This is a genomic window from Sphingomonas radiodurans, from assembly GCF_020866845.1.
In the GTDB taxonomy this organism is placed as follows: Bacteria; Pseudomonadota; Alphaproteobacteria; order Sphingomonadales; family Sphingomonadaceae; genus Sphingomonas; species Sphingomonas radiodurans.
Genome location: NZ_CP086594.1, coordinates 2,772,251 through 2,788,367, shown reverse-complemented (window position 1 = coordinate 2,788,367; position 16,117 = coordinate 2,772,251). Strand labels below are relative to the sequence as shown.

Below are 16,117 nucleotides of genomic sequence, written 5' to 3'. Positions count from 1 at the left end.
CGCGGCTGGTCGGCGCGGCGCTTAAGCAACAATGCTGGTCGTTGTTCCCGAAACGGTTTCAACTGTGCTATCGCGCTACAAATAAAAGACATAACGCCCGCAGTAATAGTGATGGGGGCGACAATGGGACAGGACGTCAAAACAATTGCGTTGGCGACGGAATTGACGATCGCCTGGTTGACCAATCCGAACACACGGGTTTCGGCAAGCGACGTACCCGGCTTCCTGATGTCGACCCATCAGATGATCACCGATCTGCTGGTTCCTTCAGCGCCGGCTGCGGTCGAGCCCGAGCCAGAGCACGAACCCGCGGTCAGCATCCGCAAATCACTTGCCTCGCCCGATCGCATCATTTCGATGATCGACGGCAAGCCGTACATGTCGCTAGCCCGCCACCTGAAGGCGCATGGCCTGACGCCGGACGAATATCGCCAGCGCTATGGATTGCGGCACGATTACCCGATGGTCGCCCCCTCCTACAGCGCCGCGCGCCGCGCGATGGCGCTGAAGATCGGCTTGGGCGGGCGGGCCGCGGCGGCGCGTGCCGCGGCCGCAGCGGTGGTCACCACACCGGAAGCCGAACCGGCGCCGGCCAGCCGCAAACGCAGCAGCGCGCGCCGGCCGGCCAAGAGCGATTCCGGCTTGGCCGCGCAGCAAGGCTGAACCGCAAGCGCCTTGTACGGCCGCGGCTATGGCCGAGCGGCGATCGTTACTTCTGCCCTGCCATCCAATCGGCCAGCTTGCGCTCCAGCACCGGCATCGGCAGCGCGCCGGTATCGAGCACCGCCGCATGGAACGCGCGTGGGTCGAAGCGCGCGCCCAGCTGCGCCTTCGCCTGCGCCTTCAGCCGCAGGATCGTCAACTGGCCGATCTTGTACGCCAGCGCCTGGCCCGGGATCGCAATGTAGCGTTCCACTTCGGCGGTCGCGTCGCTCTCGGGCATCGGCGAATTGTCGAGCATGTATTTGATCGCCTGATCGCGGCCCCAGCCCTTGGCGTGGATGCCGGTGTCGACCACCAGTCGCATCGCGCGCAGCATCTCGTCGCTGAGCCCGCCCATCCGCTGATACGGATCGGTCTCGACGCCGAGCTCGGGGTACAGCGACTCGGCATAGAGCGCCCAGCCCTCGACGAAGGCCGTATTGCCGCCGAAGCGCATGAACGCCGGCAAGCTCGCATTCTCCTGCGCCAGGCTGATCTGGAAGTGATGCCCCGGCACCGCTTCGTGCAGGTACAAGGTCTCCATGCCCCACAGGTAACGGTTCTTCAGATCGTAGGTGTTGTAGTAAAACACGCCCGGCCGCGTGCCATCCGGGGTGCCCTGCTGGTACGATCCGGCGGCGTCGGACTTCTCGCGGAACGCCGGCACCGGGCGAATCTCGAGCGGCGTCTTGGGGGTGAGCGCGAACTGCTCGCGCACCCGCGCGTCGACGCGCTTGCCGATCGCCTGATAGCCGGCAGCGACCTCTTCGGCGGTCTTGGGCTGGAAGCGCGGATCGGTGCGCAGCAGCGTGAAGAACTCGGGCAGCGTACCGGCGAACCCGGCACGGCCCTTCTGCGCCTCCATTTCAGCGAGGATACGCTTGACCTCCGACAGGCCGAGCGCGTGGACTTCCTCCGCCTTCATCGGCAGCGTCGTGCTGCTCTCGATCAGATAATCGTACAGCGCCGCCCCGCCCGGCAGCGCCGAGAGCCCCACCGTGTCGCGCGCCTTGGGCAGATATTCGGTCTGCAGGAAATCGCGCAGCCGGCGATGTGCGGGGTTGAGCACGTCGCGCACCTGCACGGTATAAGCCTGGGTCAGCCGTGTGCGATCGGCCGCGGGCACCGCGTCGGGGAACGTCACGACGGGGGCGTAGAACAGCGACTTTTCGAGCGGCGCGCCCAGCAGGTTATCGAGCTGCTCGATCACGTTCCTCACGACCAGCTTGGGCGGCGTGATGCCGCGCGCCATGCCCTCGCGCGCGCGCGCGATCATCCGATCGACTACCCGGCCATATTCGGCGTTGCGTTTGAGATTGTTGTCATAGTCGAGCGTCGTCTTGAACGGTGCCGCCCCCTGGCCGGAGGCGAACTCGGGATAGAAGGTCTGGAAGCCCTGGAAGTGGTTGATCGGCAGCACGTCGCCGATGCGCCGGATCTCGGGCGCGAAGCCCCTCAGGTCACGCTCGTTGTCCGCCTTGAACACGTCATACGCAATACGATCGACCGCCGACAGCTTGGCCCGATCGACCGTGCCGAGCGCACGCAGATTGTCGACCAGCGCTTGCCGCTCGCCTTCCTCATAGGCCTCGGTCAGGAACGGTTCGAGCCGATCAGCATAGCGCAGATCGCCGCGGAAGATCGCGCGCAGCGGGCCGCGGCGTAGCGAGGCCTCGTCGCTCTCGGCGAAGATCCGCCGCAGCTTTTCTCCCTCGCCCGTCGCCGGGGCCGCGGGCGGCGCGGCTGGGGTTCGCGCGATGGCGAGCGTGGGGATGGTGGCGGACAACAGGAGAGCAAGGGCAAGGCGCAACGGGTGAAACCTTTCACGAATGTTCCGCGCACCTGGGGGCGCGGAAGTTGGGCCGCTCTATGCCGTTCGTCCCGAGCGTAGTCGAGGGACAGCTACACGCAGCAACCTCGGTGTCTCGACTTCGCTCGACACGAACGGCGTGTGGTGAAGCTTCGATGTACTTTGTCGAAGCGAGATAGCCTCAACAATGGCCCGCGCTCAGCCTTCCAGCTCGGCGCGAAGCTCGGCATCATGCTCGCCGATCGCCGGGGCGCGGCGATAGGTGGGATCGGGCATCGCGCCGAAATCGATTGGGCCTGCCGGCAGTCGGATCGGCGCGCCATCGGCGCCCGGCACCTCGACGAAACAGCCCGCGGCGGCGGCTTGCGGATCGTTCGCCGCTTGCGCCACGGTCTGCACCGGCCCCCAGATGAGCCCCGCCGCCTCGATCGCCGCCGCTGCCTCATCCCACGTCATCGCGCCGAACGCCGCGTCGAGCAGCGCCACCAGCGCTGCGCCGTTCGCGCGCCGCGCCTTGAACCCGGTGAAGCGCGGATCGTCGAGCCATTCGGGATGCCCCGCCGCCGCCGCCAGCTTCGGCCAATCGCCCCCGCCCTGCCGTGGCACGACGACGAACCAGCGGCCGTCCTCGGTTTGGAAGAAATTATTGAGCGGCTCGACCGCTTTCATCCGCGTCTTGGTCGAGGCGAGCTTGCCGGCCTGCAACTGCACGGCATGTTCGGACGCCCCGGCATAGACGCCCATGCGCAGCAGCGACGTCTCGATCTTCTGCCCCTCGCCGGTTCGCTCGCGGTGGAACAGCGCCGCGGAGACGGCGCCGGCGATCCCCACCGCTGCCATGTGATCGCCGATTCCGGTGCGCAGCGGCACCGGATCGCCGCCCTTCACGCTCACCAGCGAGCACAGCCCGCTGCGCGCCCAGAAGGCGGTGATGTCGAACCCCGGACGATCGGCTTCCGGCCCGGTCGCGCCATAGCCGGTGAAGCTGACGATGATCAGGCTTGGCTTGATCGCGCGCAACTCGTCGCAATCGATATTGGCGCGCCGCAGTGATCCGGGGCGCGCGTTGGTGACGAACACGTCGGCCGACAGAATCAGCGCACGCAGCGTGGCGGCATCCGCGGGATCGGCGATATCGAGCGCGATCGAGCGCTTGCCGCGATTGTCGGTCTCGAACACGCGGTTCTCGGTATCGTCGCGGCCGACCGAGGCGAAAAACATCCGCATCGGATCGCCCTGCTTGGGCTCGACCTTGATCACGTCGGCGCCCCAGTCGGCGAGCAGCCCGCACGCACCGGGCCCCGCGATATAGCTGGCAAGTTCGACGACCCGGATTCCGTTCAGCATGATCTCTCCCTCGCGCGGACGCTCGGATTCTCCCGATCCGCCACCGCGCGTGGTTCAACCTGCCAGCGAAGGGCCCGGTTCGCCAACCCTTAGTTGCGCGAACGGCGCTCGCGTCAGAACTTGGCCCCGGCGCGGAGCCCGATCGTGCGCGGGCGGATCGGCACGATATACGGCCGCTGGTCGCACGTGCCGCACTGTTGGAAGCGCGTCAGCTGGCCGCGCTCGTCCCACACGTTTTGCGCAAAGACTTCGAAGGTGAAGTTCTTGAGTTCTGCGCCGACCGCCAGATTGCCCGTCGTATAGGCCGCGAGCCGCCCGATCGCCGCCGCCTTGTCGACGCGGATATCCGATGCGGCCGAGCTCTGGTGCGCGACGAGCAGCTGGACATAGCCCTTCGCCGCGCCGACCGGCACCGAATAACGCGCGGTGCCGCTCACCTTGAAGCGCGGCGTGATCGGCAGCCGCGTGCCCGCCGGCGCAAGGATATCGTCGCCGGTGCCGTCGCAGATCTGCGCGGCGCACAAATCGGTACGCGTCTTGGCATCGGTGTACGATCCCGCCGCGGTGAGCGAGAGCGGGCCGACGCCGAGATTGATGTCGCTCTCGATGCCGCGGATACGCGCGTCGGGGCCGTTCTGGATGATGGTGAAGCTATTCTCACCCAGGAACGAGAATTGGAAGGCATCCCAATTCTGCTGATAGACCGCGCCGTTGAACCGCAGCTTGCCGTCGAGCAGCGTCGTCTTCCAGCCGAGCTCATAATTGGTCAGGAAATCGGCGGCGTACGAGCCGATGTCACCGCGCCGGTTGATCCCGCCCGGCCGGAAGCCGCGCGACCAGGTGCCGTAGAGCAGGACGTCCTCGACCGGCTTCCACGTCGCGTTGAAGCGATACGTGACGCCACTGCCCGACGCCTTGCGCGGCACGATGTTGCCGCCCGAGACGGCGGCGAGGTTGGTGCACGGGCTGCCGTCGACGATGCCGGGCAACAATGTCGATGTGTCGCCGCCATTCAGATAGGCGTCGCGCAGCGTGATCCCGCCCGCGAGATAGCAGCCCGCAACGCCGGTCTGCCCCGAGCCAGCGGCGTTGAACGGCGTGGCGGTGAACGGCCGGCCGTCGGCGGGATCGACACCCGGATTGCGGCCGAAGCCGAAGAAGCCGATCAGCGAATTGTCGTAGATGAACGCACGGCCGCCGGCGGTGAGCGTCACGGTAGGCAGCACGTCGAAGCTTGCCTCGCCGAAGACCGCATAATCCTTGTCGACGCGCTCCTGCTGCGTCAGCCACAAGGTGCCCGGGCGGCCGTTGACCGACACGTCCGCCCCAAGGTTGGGGATCTGGTAATCCTGGTTGATCAGGTTGCTTTGCCGCTGGTAGAACATGCCAGCGACGATGCGGAACGGCTCGCTTGCGGGCGATGCGACGCGCAGTTCCTGGCTCAGCTTCTTGAAGTGGTCGGTCGCCAACACGTTCTGCCGCGGGTCGATCGTGTTCCCGGCGGCGTCCTGATAGTAGAAATAGCCCGCGAGTCCGCCGACCGAGGAATAGAGCGAGTCATACGATTCCGAATAGTCGGTGTAGTCGGACGATTGCGCGGTGCGCCGGTCGAGATACGCGCCGGCATAGGTCACGTCCCAATTGCCGATCTGCCCCTCGATCGTCAGCGCGCCCTGGATGAAGCGGTCGCGGCGATATTCGGGGTAGAAGCGCTGCACCTGCAGATCGCCGACCTGCGGATCATAGGCGAAGCTGCCGTCGGTGCGCAGCTCCTGGTAGAGCACCGTAGGCGTGACGGTCCACGTATCGTCGAGATCGATCTTCAGCGCGGCGCGACCGCCCCACGTTTCGTTGTCGTTATAATCCTTCTCGACGAAGGCGTCGTTGTTGACGGTGATGCCGCCGGGCTGCGGCAGGAAGCTGCGCGTGCCGGGCACGTTGTCGATATAGCCGGCGTCGCGCTGGTAGAAGCCGGTGACGCGCAGCGCGGCCATGTCCGACAGCGGCGCGTTGATCATGCCCTCGATCCGTCCGCCGACGCCGCCGCTCTCGACAGTGTTCACCTCGCCGTCGACCCGGCCGTAGAAGCCTGACGTATCGGGCTTGTTGGTGATGATGCGGATCGTGCCCGCCTGCGACGATGCGCCGTATAGCGTGCCCTGCGGCCCGGCGAGGCTCTCGATCCGCGCGATATCGTAGATGTGGATGTCGAGCGTGCCGCCGATCGTCGTCACCGGCTGCTCGTCGAGGTACGTGCCGACCGACGGAAGCGAGCCCGAATGGTTGCCGTCGCCGCCCGACGCCACGCCGCGCATGTACACCGTCGTCAGCCCCGGCTGCGACGTCTGGAACGCGACCGACGGCAGCAGCTGCGTGTAATCGTTGAAGTTGGTGACGTTGAGCTGATCGAGCCGCCGCGTGCCGATCGCCTGGATGCTGATCGCGACGTCCTGGATATTCTCGTCGCGCTTCTGCGCAGTGACGATGATGTCGTCCTGGAAATCCGATTGCGTAGTGTCGTCCGCCGGCGTGTTCGCTGTCGAGGCGTCCTGCGCCGCTGCGGGCATCGCCACGAATGTCGCCGACGCAAGCAGAACTGCTATCGTGCCGCGCCGTACCGAACCGTGCTTCATCCGCCGCCCCCGTGGAACTATGTTGCGAAAGATTGTGCAGGTGCGAAACGAACGTCAATCGTTTCGGCAGCGCGACGCTGGTTCACCGCCGGTCGTGACAGTTTTGCAACATAAAGTTACAGTGAGTTAGGCCTTTGGCGCGTCTGGATAAGCGCCGACCACCGCGCCCAGCGCAGTTTCCAACGTACCCAGTCGCGACGCGAACGGTACCCAGGCATCGTTCCCGGTACGGTAGATCGGCTGGCGCACCTGTTCAGAGCTCGCCGTGCGTACCGCGCGCTCGGTATCGTGGAACGCGAGGCACGCGGGCTCGAACGCGACGCCACACGCCGCCAGCATCCGGCGTACTTCGGCCTCGGTATCCTCGACCAGCGCCTCATGGATCACGCGATGCGCCCACCCCGGCAGCACCGCATCGACATGCGCCATCGCCCGCACGTAATCGCGATAATAGCGGCCCATGTCGTCGAGCGAATAACTGAACGCCTGCCCGCGCGCGAAATGCTGCTTGTAGTTGGAGAAGCAGCACGCCCGCGGTTCACGTCGCGCATCGATGACGATCGCGTTGGGCAGGATCAGCCGGATCAGCGCGACGTGCGCCCAGTTGTTGGGCAGCTTGTCGATGAACAGCGGCCGATCGGTGCGGCGCTGCACCGCAGTGCGGCGCAGATAGTCCTCGCCCATCGCGCGCGCTTCATCGGCGGTGAGCGTCGCCAGCCCGGCCGGGTAATCGGCGATGCGCCGCGCAAGCGCGGGAAGGTCGGGCAGTTCGGTCGTGCCCTCGATCTGGCTGTGGCTCGCGAGGATCTGTTCGATCAGCGTCGATCCCGCGCGCGGCATCCCCAGCACGAAGATCACTTCGCGCGACGGGCAGCCCCAGCCCGCGCGTGCGGCGAAGAATTCGCGGGTCGCAACCGCCGCGACATCGTCGACGAACCGCTCCGTCTCGTCGGCATCATAGACGATCTGCGTCCGCCGCAGCGCATTGCCGCGTGCATAATGCTCGAACGCGCGATCGGCATCACGCCGCTCCTCCCACGCCTTGCCGAGCGCGAAATCCAGGTGCAGCCGATCCTCGTCGGTCAGGCCCACCCAATCGAGCGCCGCCTGCATCGCCGCCACGTCGCCATCGTCGAACCGCACCGTCTTGAGGTTCGCGAGGCTCCACCACGCCTCGCCCAGCTCGGGCTTCAGCGCGATCGCGCGGCGGTATGCTTCGACGCCGTCCTGCTGCCGCCCGACGGTCTTGAGCATGTGCCCGTAGCTCATCCAGACCTTGGGCTGGTTCGGCGCCTGGCGCAGCACGTTCTCGTACAGCGGGATCGCATCGGCGAAGCTGCCGAGCCGCCCGAGCGCCGCCGCCTTGAGATTGGCATGGCCGACATGATCGGGCTCGGCGGCGAGCAGCGCGTCGAGCTCGTCGAGCGCCTCAACCGGGCGGTTCAGCCGGTAGAGCACGATCGCGAGGTTCGCGCGCGCCGCGGTGAACGCCGGGGCGATCTCCAGCGCGCGGCGCAGCAGCGTCTCGGCATCGCGGTTACGCCCGATCCGCCCGGCGAGTTCCGCCAGCATCCGGATCGCGCGCGGCTCGAACGGGTCGCGCTTGAGATAATCCTTCAGGCCGCGCTCGGCCTCGGGCAGCCGGTTGTCGTGCAGCGCGAGCGCAGCGTCGATCAGCGCGGGCGGATAACGGGTGGCCATCGCAACGTGGGTTAAGCACGCTAGGCAGGCCCGGCAAGCTATGGTCTAGTCAGTGCCCATGACCACCACCCGCCCGTTCGGCTTCTGGACCGCGACCGCGCTGGTGGTTGGCGGGATGATCGGATCGGGCATCTTCATGATGCCCGCCGCGCTCGCGCCGTTCGGCTGGACGGGGACGCTGGCCTGGGTCGTCAGCATCGCCGGCGCATTGTCGATCGCGTACACGATCGGGCGGCTGGCGCAGGAGCTTCCGCAAGCGAACGGCGCGGTGGCAATTGCCGGCGCGGAGCTTGGCGAGCTGGCCGGCGTGCTGATCGGCTGGAGCTACTGGGTTTCGATATGGTGCGCCAATGCCGCGATCGCGATCGCAGCCGCAAGCTATCTCGCGGCGGTGATCCCGGTGCTCGGCGCGACTCCAGCGCGCGGTGCGCTGACGGCGGTGGCGCTGCTGTGGCTGCTGACGCTGCTCAATCTGGCGGGCGCGCGGCGCGCGGGGCAATTTCAGGTGCTGACCACAATCCTGAAGCTCGTCCCGCTGATCGCGGTGGTCGTGATCGCTGCGTGGCTCGGCACTCGTGGCGAGGCACAACTGCCTCCGCTTCCCGCCGCCGGCACGTTACTCGGCGGGTTCGCTACCGCCGTGACGCTGACGCTGTTTCCGCTCGTGGGTTTCGAGGCCGCCGGCGTCGCCGCCGAACGCGTCCGCGATCCCGCGCGCAACGTGATGCGCGCATCAATGGCTGGCACGCTGGTGACCGGGTTGCTGTACATCCTCGTCTGCTCGGCGATCGTGCTGCTGCTGCCAGTTGCCACCGTCACGCAATCCTCGGCGCCGTTCGCGTTGTTCGTCGGGCAGTTCTGGGGCACCGGCGCATCGAATGTCATCGCGCTGTTCGCGGCGATTGCGGCGATCGGCGCGCTCAACGGCTGGGTGCTGCTGCAGGGCGAAGTGCCGCTCGGCATGGCGCGCGCCGGCCTGTTGCCCGCCTGGTTCGGCCGCGTCTCGCGCGCCGACGTGCCGGTGCGCGTGCTGCTGCTGTCGTCGGGGCTCGCCAGCGCCCTGATCCTGACGACTTCCAGCCCGACGCTCGGTGGCGTCTTCCAGTTCCTCGCGCTGCTCACCACCTGCGCGTGCCTGTGGTTCTACCTCGCGATGTGCGTGGCCGCGCTGCGCCGGCGCGTTGCGATCCCCGCGGCGTTGGTCGGGATCGGCTTTGCGCTCTTCGCGGTCTGGGGCGCCGGTTGGGAGGCGAGCGGGCTCAGCCTGCTGCTGGTAGCGAGCGCGGTGCCGCTATACCTGCTGCGCCCGCGCGCTGTCGTAAAGCCGCAGCTGGCCTAAGCGTTTCCCCGGCGAAGGCCGGGGCCCAGTTGCAACGGTGGCTGTAACGGAGCGATCCGCGTCGTCGGCGACGGTCCGAGACTGGGCCCCGGCCGTCGCCGGGGAACGACTTACCCGAACAATCGCCCGACGAGGCTGCGGTCGCGTAAAATTGCGTGCGCCGCATTGTGCCCCGGCGCGCCGGTCACCCCGCCGCCGGGATGCGCGCCCGATCCGCACATGTAGAGCCCCTTGATCGGCGCGCGATAATCGCCGTGCCCGAGCACCGGGCGCGCCGACCAGAGCTGATCGAGGCTCATCCGCCCGTGGAAGATATCCCCGCCAATGAGCCCGAACTTGCGCTCCAGATCGAGCGGCGAGTGGATCTGCCGCGCGATCACACTGCCCGCGAAGTTGGGCGCATGCTCGGTGACGGTATCGATGATGTGATCCGCCACTGCCTCGCGATGATCGTCCCAGCTGCTGCCGTCGGGCAGTTCGGGTGCGAATTGCTGGCAGAAGAGGCTCGCGATGTGCATCCCCGGCGGCGCGAGGCTGTCGTCGACCGTCGTCGGCAGCTTCATCTCGACGATCGGCTTCTTCGACCAGCCGAATTGCTTCGCATCGTCGAACGCCTGGTCCATGTAATCCATGCCGGGCGCGATGATGATGCCGGCGGTGTGATGCTCGGCCTTTTCCTTGCCGCGCAGCACGGTGAAATCGGGCAGCTCGCTCAGCGCGACGTTCATCCGGAACGTGCCCGATCCGGTCTTGAAGTTCGCCGTCCGTCGCCGGAAGTCGGCATCGAGATCGGACGGATCGACCATCTGGCGATACAGCATCGCCGGGCCGACGTTCGCCGCGACGATCGTGGCAGCGATCTCCTCGCCGCTCTCCAGCCGCACTCCCGCAGCGCGCCCGCCATCCACCAGCACCTTGGCAACCGGCGCGTCGAGCGTGATCTCGACGCCTTCGTCGATGCACGCCGCCGCCATCGCCTGCGTGATCGCGCCCATCCCGCCGACCGAATGGCCCCAGGCGCCAAACTTGCCATTCACTTCGCCGAATACGTGGTGGAGCAGCACATAGGCGCTGCCCGGCGTGGAGACGCCGGCGTAATTGCCCACCACCGCATCGAACCCGAACGCGGTCTTGATGTGATCGTCCTCGAACCAGCCATCGAGGAAATCGCGCGCCGACTTCACGAACAAGTCGAGCACGTCGCGCTGCGCCGCGATGTCCATCCCCGCGAGCCGCTTGCCCTGCGACGCCGCCGCGACCAGCGCCGGCAACCCGCCGCCGACGTTGGGCGGCGCCTTTAACGCAAGGTCGCGCATCACCTGCGCGACGCGTTCGAGCGCGGCTTCATAGGCAGGGAAAGCGTCCGCGTCCTTTTGCGAGAAGCGCGCAAACTCGGCCCGCGTCCGCCCCTCGCCGCCGCCGAGCTTGAGATAGTCGTTCGCGAACGGGAAAAAGTTCGAGATCGTCCGCTCGATGATGCGGAAGCCGCGGTCGTGCAGCTTCATGTCCGCGATCACCTTGGGGCGCAGCAGGCTGACGGTGTAGCTCGCGGTCGAATTGCGGAAGCCGGGATGGAATTCCTCGGTCACCGCCGCGCCGCCGACGACATGGCGGCGCTCGAGCACGCGCACCTTGAGCCCCGCGCGCGCGAGATAGAAGGCGCAGACAAGCCCGTTGTGCCCCCCGCCGATGATGATCGCGTCGTACGCCTTGGTCATGCCCCGCCCGTTCTTTCGTTGGTCATTCGACAGCCTTGAACCGCTTCGACCAGCCCGCCGCCGGTGCACGATGCAGCCGCGCCTCAGGAATCCGCCCGCGGATCTTCGCCGCGAAGCTGCGCAAGCACACCTCGGTCGCGCCGATCGGCCCCGCGGTATAGCTCGCCGAGGCCATGCCCTGCTGCACGCGCTCGATCAGCCACGTGTCCTCGGCGTTCACCACGCGATTGATCCGCCAGTTGGCGTAGCGCACCAGCCGCACCTCGCGCCGGTCGTCGGGCAGCGCGAACGCCATCTCGCGCAGCAGCGAGGTGGTCGGCGTCAGCGGCAGCCACTGCATGAAATCGATCTGGTCAGCGTAGATGTCGAACGCCATGTTCGGCCAGAGCTTGTAGTACAGCCACAGTCGCTGGTTCGCCTCCGGCAGATGCGGCGCGTGCGGCAGATGCTGCTGGTAGAAGCGTTCGGAAAGGTTGCTCGACGGCCGATCGACGAGATAGCCCGACATCTTGTCGACCCAGCCGCTCGCCTCGATCGCATAGCTCTTGCCGAACAGTCGCGTCAGCCCGTCGTGCGCGATTGGGATGTGGAGATTGTCCGAATAATTGTCGCCGACGTTCTTCCAGTTCACCTGCCGCTCGCGCGTGCGCACCGGGGCGATCGCGCGCATGTCCTCGAAGCGGTACGGCGCGATCTCGGCCTCGTACGGCGCGAACATCTCGGCCACCGACGGCCCGCCATCGTCCGCCAGCCGCACGAAGACGAACCCGCGCCAGCGATCGACCGCGACCGGCACCAGCCCGGTCGCCGCCATGTCGAGCGCCGGATAGTCGCGCCGCATCGGCACGCCCGAAAGCTGCCCGTCGAGCTCGTAGACCCACGCGTGATACGGACAGACGAGCTTGCGCGAACAGCCGCCCGCGCCTTCCACCAGCCTCATCGCGCGGTGCCGGCAGACGTTGTGGAACGCGCGGATCGCGCCATCCTCGCCTCGGATCACGACGACGCTCTCGCCGAGATATTCGATCGTGCGCCAGTCGCCCGCGGCGGGAATGTCGCTCTCGTGGCAGACGATCTGCCACGACGGGCGGATCACCCGCTCCATCTCGACATCGAAGAATTCGCGATCGGTGTAGAGCCAGCCCGGCAGGCTCCAGTCGGCGTCCGGATCGTGGCTTGGCAGGTCGATCGCACGATGCGCCATCATGTCACCCAGGTTGCTTGTTGTACGATCGTATTATAGCCATCAGGCATGCGCAAGCCCTTCGCCCGCGTCGATCCCGGCACCCGGCGTTCAAGCCTGATCGAGGCGGCCGCGCGTGTATTGGCCGAACGCGGCACTGCGGGCGCCTCGGTCCGCGCGATCGCGGCGGAGGCGGGCGTCTCCGCGGGGCTGGTGACGCACCATTTCGCCAGCATCGACGCGCTGATCGCGCAAACCTACGCCCACGTCGCGGATCGCGTCTCGGCCGCGCTGGGGGTCGCGGTGGCCCAGGCCGGCGACGATCCGCGCGCGAAGCTCGACGCCTATGTCAGCGCCAGCTTCGCAGCCCCGATCGCCGATCCCGCGCTGCTCGCCACGTGGACCGCATTATGGGGGCTCGTGCGCAGCAACCCCGCGGTCGCCGCGGCGCATGACCAATCCTATGCCGAATACCGCGCCGATCTCGAACGCCTGCTCGCCGCCTGCGGGCTGCCCGAGGGCGAACGCCGCACCGCCGCCATCTCGGTCGCCGCGCTGGTCGACGGGCTGTGGCTCGAACTGTGCCTCACCCCCACCGGCTTCACCGCTGCCGAGGCCGGCGCCATCGCCGATCGGCATGTCACCGCGCTTCTCCTGTCACCCCGGCCTTGAGCCGGGGTCCCGCTTCTTCCGCCGTTGAAGGCAGCGGGACCCCGGATCAAGTCCGGGGTGACGGATAGCGTGGACTGTCTTTGCCCCCCTACCCACACCATGTATGCCGCGTTCAAACAGGAGAGCCGAGCATGACCGACGCGACGTACACGCCACCGGAAATCTGGACCTGGAACAAGGAGAGCGGCGGCCGCTTCGCCAATATCAATCGCCCGATTGCCGGCCCGACGCACGACAAGGATCTGCCGATCGGCAAGCATCCGCTGCAGCTCTACTCGCTCGCCACGCCCAACGGAGTGAAAGTAACGGTGATGCTTGAGGAGCTGCTCGCGGCCGGCCACAGCGGCGCCGAGTATGACGCCTGGCTGATCCGCATCAACGAGGGCGATCAATTCTCGAGCGGCTTCGTCGATATCAACCCCAATTCCAAGATTCCTGCGCTGTGCGATCGCAGTGGCGACACGCCGGTGCGCGTGTTCGAATCGGGCGCGATCCTGCTGTATCTCGCGGAGAAGTTCGGCGCCTTCGTGCCGACCGATCCGGCGAAGCGCGCCGAATGCCTGTCGTGGCTGTTCTGGCAGATGGGAAGCGCGCCGTATTTGGGCGGCGGCTTCGGCCACTTCTACGCTTATGCCCCGTTCAAGATCGAATATGCCATCGATCGCTTCGCGATGGAGGTGAAGCGCGAGCTGGACGTGCTGGATCGCCGGCTGGGCGAAAGCGAGTATCTCGGCGGCGCGGAGTATACGATCGCCGACATGGCGGTGTGGCCGTGGTACGGCGCGCTGGTGAAGGGGCTGGTGTACGAAGCGGGCACCTTCCTGCAGGTGCAGGAATACAAGAACGTCCAGCGCTGGACTGACCAGATCGCCGCGCGCCCCGCGGTGAAGCGTGGCCGGATGGTCAATCGCGTGATGGGCGATCCCGCGAGCCAGCTCCACGAACGCCACGACGCGAGCGACTTCGACACGCAGACGCAAGACAAGATCGCGCCCGCGGCGGCGCCCGCCCAATGAAGCTCTACGACAGCAAGCGCGCGCCTAATCCGCGGCGGGTGCGCTGGTTCCTTGCCGAGAAGGGCGCGGACGATGTCGAGATTGTTCAGGTCGATGTGTTCAAGGGTGAGCACAAGACGCCCGACTATCTCGCCCGCGCCGGCCTCGCCAACGTCCCCGCGCTAGAACTCGACGATGGCACGACGATCACCGAGTCCGTCGCCATCTGCCGCTACCTCGAAAGCGTGTATCCCGAGCCCAACATGTTCGGCCACGACGCGCGCGAGACAGCGGTGATCGAGATGTGGACGCGCCGCGCCGAGATGCTGCTCGCCACCCCGCTGATGCTGTCGGTCCGCCATTCGCACCCGGCGCTCGCCGCGCTCGACACGCAAGTGCCGGCGATTGCCGAGAGCAATGCGGCGGGCGCGGGCCGCGCGCTCAAGATCTTCGACCGGCGCCTGGGCGAAAGCGCCTTCATCGCCGCGGATCGCGTGACGATGGCGGATATCGTCGCCTACACCGCGATCGATTTCGCGCGGATGATCAAGTTCGCGCCGCCCGCAGAGCTGGCCAACGTCGGGCGCTGGGCGGACGAGATGCGCGCGCGGCCTGCGGCTGCGGCGGGGGTGTAGCCCGCCCCCCGCACCTCAATCGTCCTCGTCCTCGAACCCCACGAGCGCCAGCGCGCGTGCCTTGATCTGGCGCATCGCGCACCAGTGGATCAGCGCATCCTCGCGGCCGTGCGTCACCCATACTTCGCGCGGGGCGATCTCCTCGATCGTCGTCGTCAGCTCGTCCCAATCGGCGTGATCGGACATGATCAGCGGCAGCTCGACCAGCTTCTGCCGCGCGCGCTGCCGCACCCGCATCCAGCCGCTCGCCATCGCGGTGATCGGATCGGGCAGCCGGCGCGACCAGCGATCGTTGAGCGCGCCGGGCGGGCACATCACGACATGCCCCGCCATCGCCGCCTTCGGTACGCCTGCCACCGGGATCAGCTCGCCCAGCCGTACGCCGTGATCGGCATAGAGGTCGCACAGCCGCTGCAGCGCGCCGTGGATATAGATCGGCGCTTCGTGCCCGCGTTCGCGCAGTTCCGCGATCACCCGCTGCGCCTTGCCCAGCGCATAGGCGCCGACGAGCACGCAGCGATCGGGGTTGGCGTGGAGCCGCGCGATCAATTTGTCGATCTCGTCGCCAGTGTCGGGGTGGCGGAACACCGGCAGGCCGAACGTCGCCTCGGTGACGAACACGTCGCACGCGACCGGCTCGAACGCGGCACAGGTCGGATCGGGGCGGCGCTTGTAATCGCCCGAGACGACGATCCGCTCGCCGCGATACTCCAGCAGAATTTGCGCTGATCCCAGTACATGGCCGGCGGGGACGAAGCTCGCTTTAACGTCGCCGAGTTGAACGCTGTCGCCATAGCCCACCGGATGGCCGGCCTGCTCGCCATAGCGTGCGTCCATGATCGCGAGAGTCTCGGGGGTCGCCCATACCGCCGAGTGGCCGCCGCGCGCGTGATCGGCATGGCCATGCGTCACCAGCGCGCGCGGCTGCGGCGTCGAGGGGTCGATCCATGCATCCGCCGGCCGCACGTAGATGCCGTGTGGATGCGGTTCGAGCCAGTCACCAAGCTTGGGCATGCCTTCCCATACGCACAACCGGATCGAATCGCCGCATCCCCCCGTTCTTCCACACACGAGACGGAGACTAAGTCATGGAACAATCATCATTTGGTGACAGCCTGTGGGCGTTCGTGGTCGTCGGCGGCTTCATCATCCTGGCCCTCGGCCTTGCCTATGCGAAGCTGCGTAACAAGACGACTCCAGCGCAGGACGCCCGCACCGAACAGGCGACGCACGACCTCTACAAGGAACAATCGCGCGAGGATGCGAAGCGGGATTGAGCGCGAAACACGTCACCCCGGCCTTGAGCCGGGGTCCCGCTCCTTTCTGATCGCCGTGGGAAAGCGGGATGCCGGGTCAAGCCTGGGATGACGATGAATAGGCCG

The 16,117-nt window shown here is 67.1% G+C and carries 13 protein-coding genes; 6 read left to right on the top strand and 7 right to left on the bottom strand.

Annotated features, from left to right (window positions below):
- The first annotated feature begins 123 nt into the window (after window positions 1-123).
- A complete protein-coding gene (locus LLW23_RS13055; RefSeq protein ID WP_228945943.1) occupies window positions 124-663 on the top strand; it encodes a MucR family transcriptional regulator in 540 nt (179 codons plus the stop codon).
- Between the two features lie 46 nt (window positions 664-709).
- Here the strand turns inward: LLW23_RS13055 and LLW23_RS13050 are convergent, their stop codons facing one another.
- From LLW23_RS13050 to LLW23_RS13035, 4 genes are all read right to left on the bottom strand, one after another.
- Window positions 710-2,488, bottom strand: coding sequence for a DUF885 domain-containing protein (locus LLW23_RS13050; protein WP_228945942.1), 1,779 nt, complete (start codon window positions 2,486-2,488; stop codon window positions 710-712).
- Between the two features lie 222 nt (window positions 2,489-2,710).
- The gene (locus LLW23_RS13045; RefSeq protein ID WP_228945941.1) at window positions 2,711-3,859 is read right to left on the bottom strand and encodes a CaiB/BaiF CoA transferase family protein; all 1,149 of its coding nucleotides are present in this window, start codon (window positions 3,857-3,859) and stop codon (window positions 2,711-2,713) included.
- A gap of 113 nt (window positions 3,860-3,972) precedes the next feature.
- A complete protein-coding gene (locus LLW23_RS13040) occupies window positions 3,973-6,492 on the bottom strand; it encodes a TonB-dependent receptor (RefSeq protein ID WP_228945940.1) in 2,520 nt (839 codons plus the stop codon).
- A gap of 126 nt (window positions 6,493-6,618) precedes the next feature.
- Complete coding sequence (locus tag LLW23_RS13035) at window positions 6,619-8,193, bottom strand: tetratricopeptide repeat-containing sulfotransferase family protein (protein WP_228945939.1); 1,575 nt, start codon at window positions 8,191-8,193, stop codon at window positions 6,619-6,621.
- Between the two features lie 58 nt (window positions 8,194-8,251).
- Here LLW23_RS13035 and LLW23_RS13030 point away from each other — a divergent pair, with 58 nt between their 5' ends.
- The gene (locus LLW23_RS13030) at window positions 8,252-9,532 is read left to right on the top strand and encodes an APC family permease (protein ID WP_228945938.1); all 1,281 of its coding nucleotides are present in this window, start codon (window positions 8,252-8,254) and stop codon (window positions 9,530-9,532) included.
- 110 nt (window positions 9,533-9,642) lie between these two features.
- On the opposite strand, the gene LLW23_RS13025 is transcribed toward LLW23_RS13030, so the two are convergent.
- Together LLW23_RS13025 and LLW23_RS13020 are read right to left on the bottom strand one after the other, a co-directional pair.
- Entirely contained in the window at window positions 9,643-11,250 is a 1,608-nt protein-coding gene (locus LLW23_RS13025; protein ID WP_228945937.1) for a phytoene desaturase family protein, read from the bottom strand.
- 22 nt (window positions 11,251-11,272) lie between these two features.
- Window positions 11,273-12,454, bottom strand: a complete 1,182-nt coding sequence (locus LLW23_RS13020) for an aromatic ring-hydroxylating oxygenase subunit alpha (RefSeq protein WP_228948581.1) — start codon at window positions 12,452-12,454, stop codon at window positions 11,273-11,275.
- A gap of 48 nt (window positions 12,455-12,502) precedes the next feature.
- Here LLW23_RS13020 and LLW23_RS13015 point away from each other — a divergent pair, with 48 nt between their 5' ends.
- From LLW23_RS13015 to LLW23_RS13005, 3 genes are all read left to right on the top strand, one after another.
- Window positions 12,503-13,105 (top strand): TetR/AcrR family transcriptional regulator, encoded by a 603-nt coding sequence (locus LLW23_RS13015; protein WP_228945936.1) that lies wholly within the window; start codon window positions 12,503-12,505, stop codon window positions 13,103-13,105.
- Between the two features lie 131 nt (window positions 13,106-13,236).
- Window positions 13,237-14,121, top strand: coding sequence for a glutathione-dependent disulfide-bond oxidoreductase (yghU, locus tag LLW23_RS13010; RefSeq protein ID WP_228945935.1), 885 nt, complete (start codon window positions 13,237-13,239; stop codon window positions 14,119-14,121).
- Entirely contained in the window at window positions 14,118-14,735 is a 618-nt protein-coding gene (locus tag LLW23_RS13005) for a glutathione S-transferase family protein (RefSeq protein WP_228945934.1), read from the top strand. The genes yghU and LLW23_RS13005 overlap by 4 nt, the downstream gene beginning before the upstream one ends.
- Window positions 14,736-14,750: 15 nt before the next feature.
- Here LLW23_RS13005 and LLW23_RS13000 read toward each other — a convergent pair whose 3' ends face one another.
- Window positions 14,751-15,749, bottom strand: coding sequence for a ligase-associated DNA damage response exonuclease (locus tag LLW23_RS13000; RefSeq protein WP_228945933.1), 999 nt, complete (start codon window positions 15,747-15,749; stop codon window positions 14,751-14,753).
- A gap of 74 nt (window positions 15,750-15,823) precedes the next feature.
- Between LLW23_RS13000 and LLW23_RS12995 the strand changes: the two genes are divergently transcribed.
- Window positions 15,824-16,012, top strand: a complete 189-nt coding sequence (locus LLW23_RS12995; protein WP_228945932.1) for a hypothetical protein — start codon at window positions 15,824-15,826, stop codon at window positions 16,010-16,012.
- The last annotated feature ends 105 nt before the right edge of the window (window positions 16,013-16,117 follow it).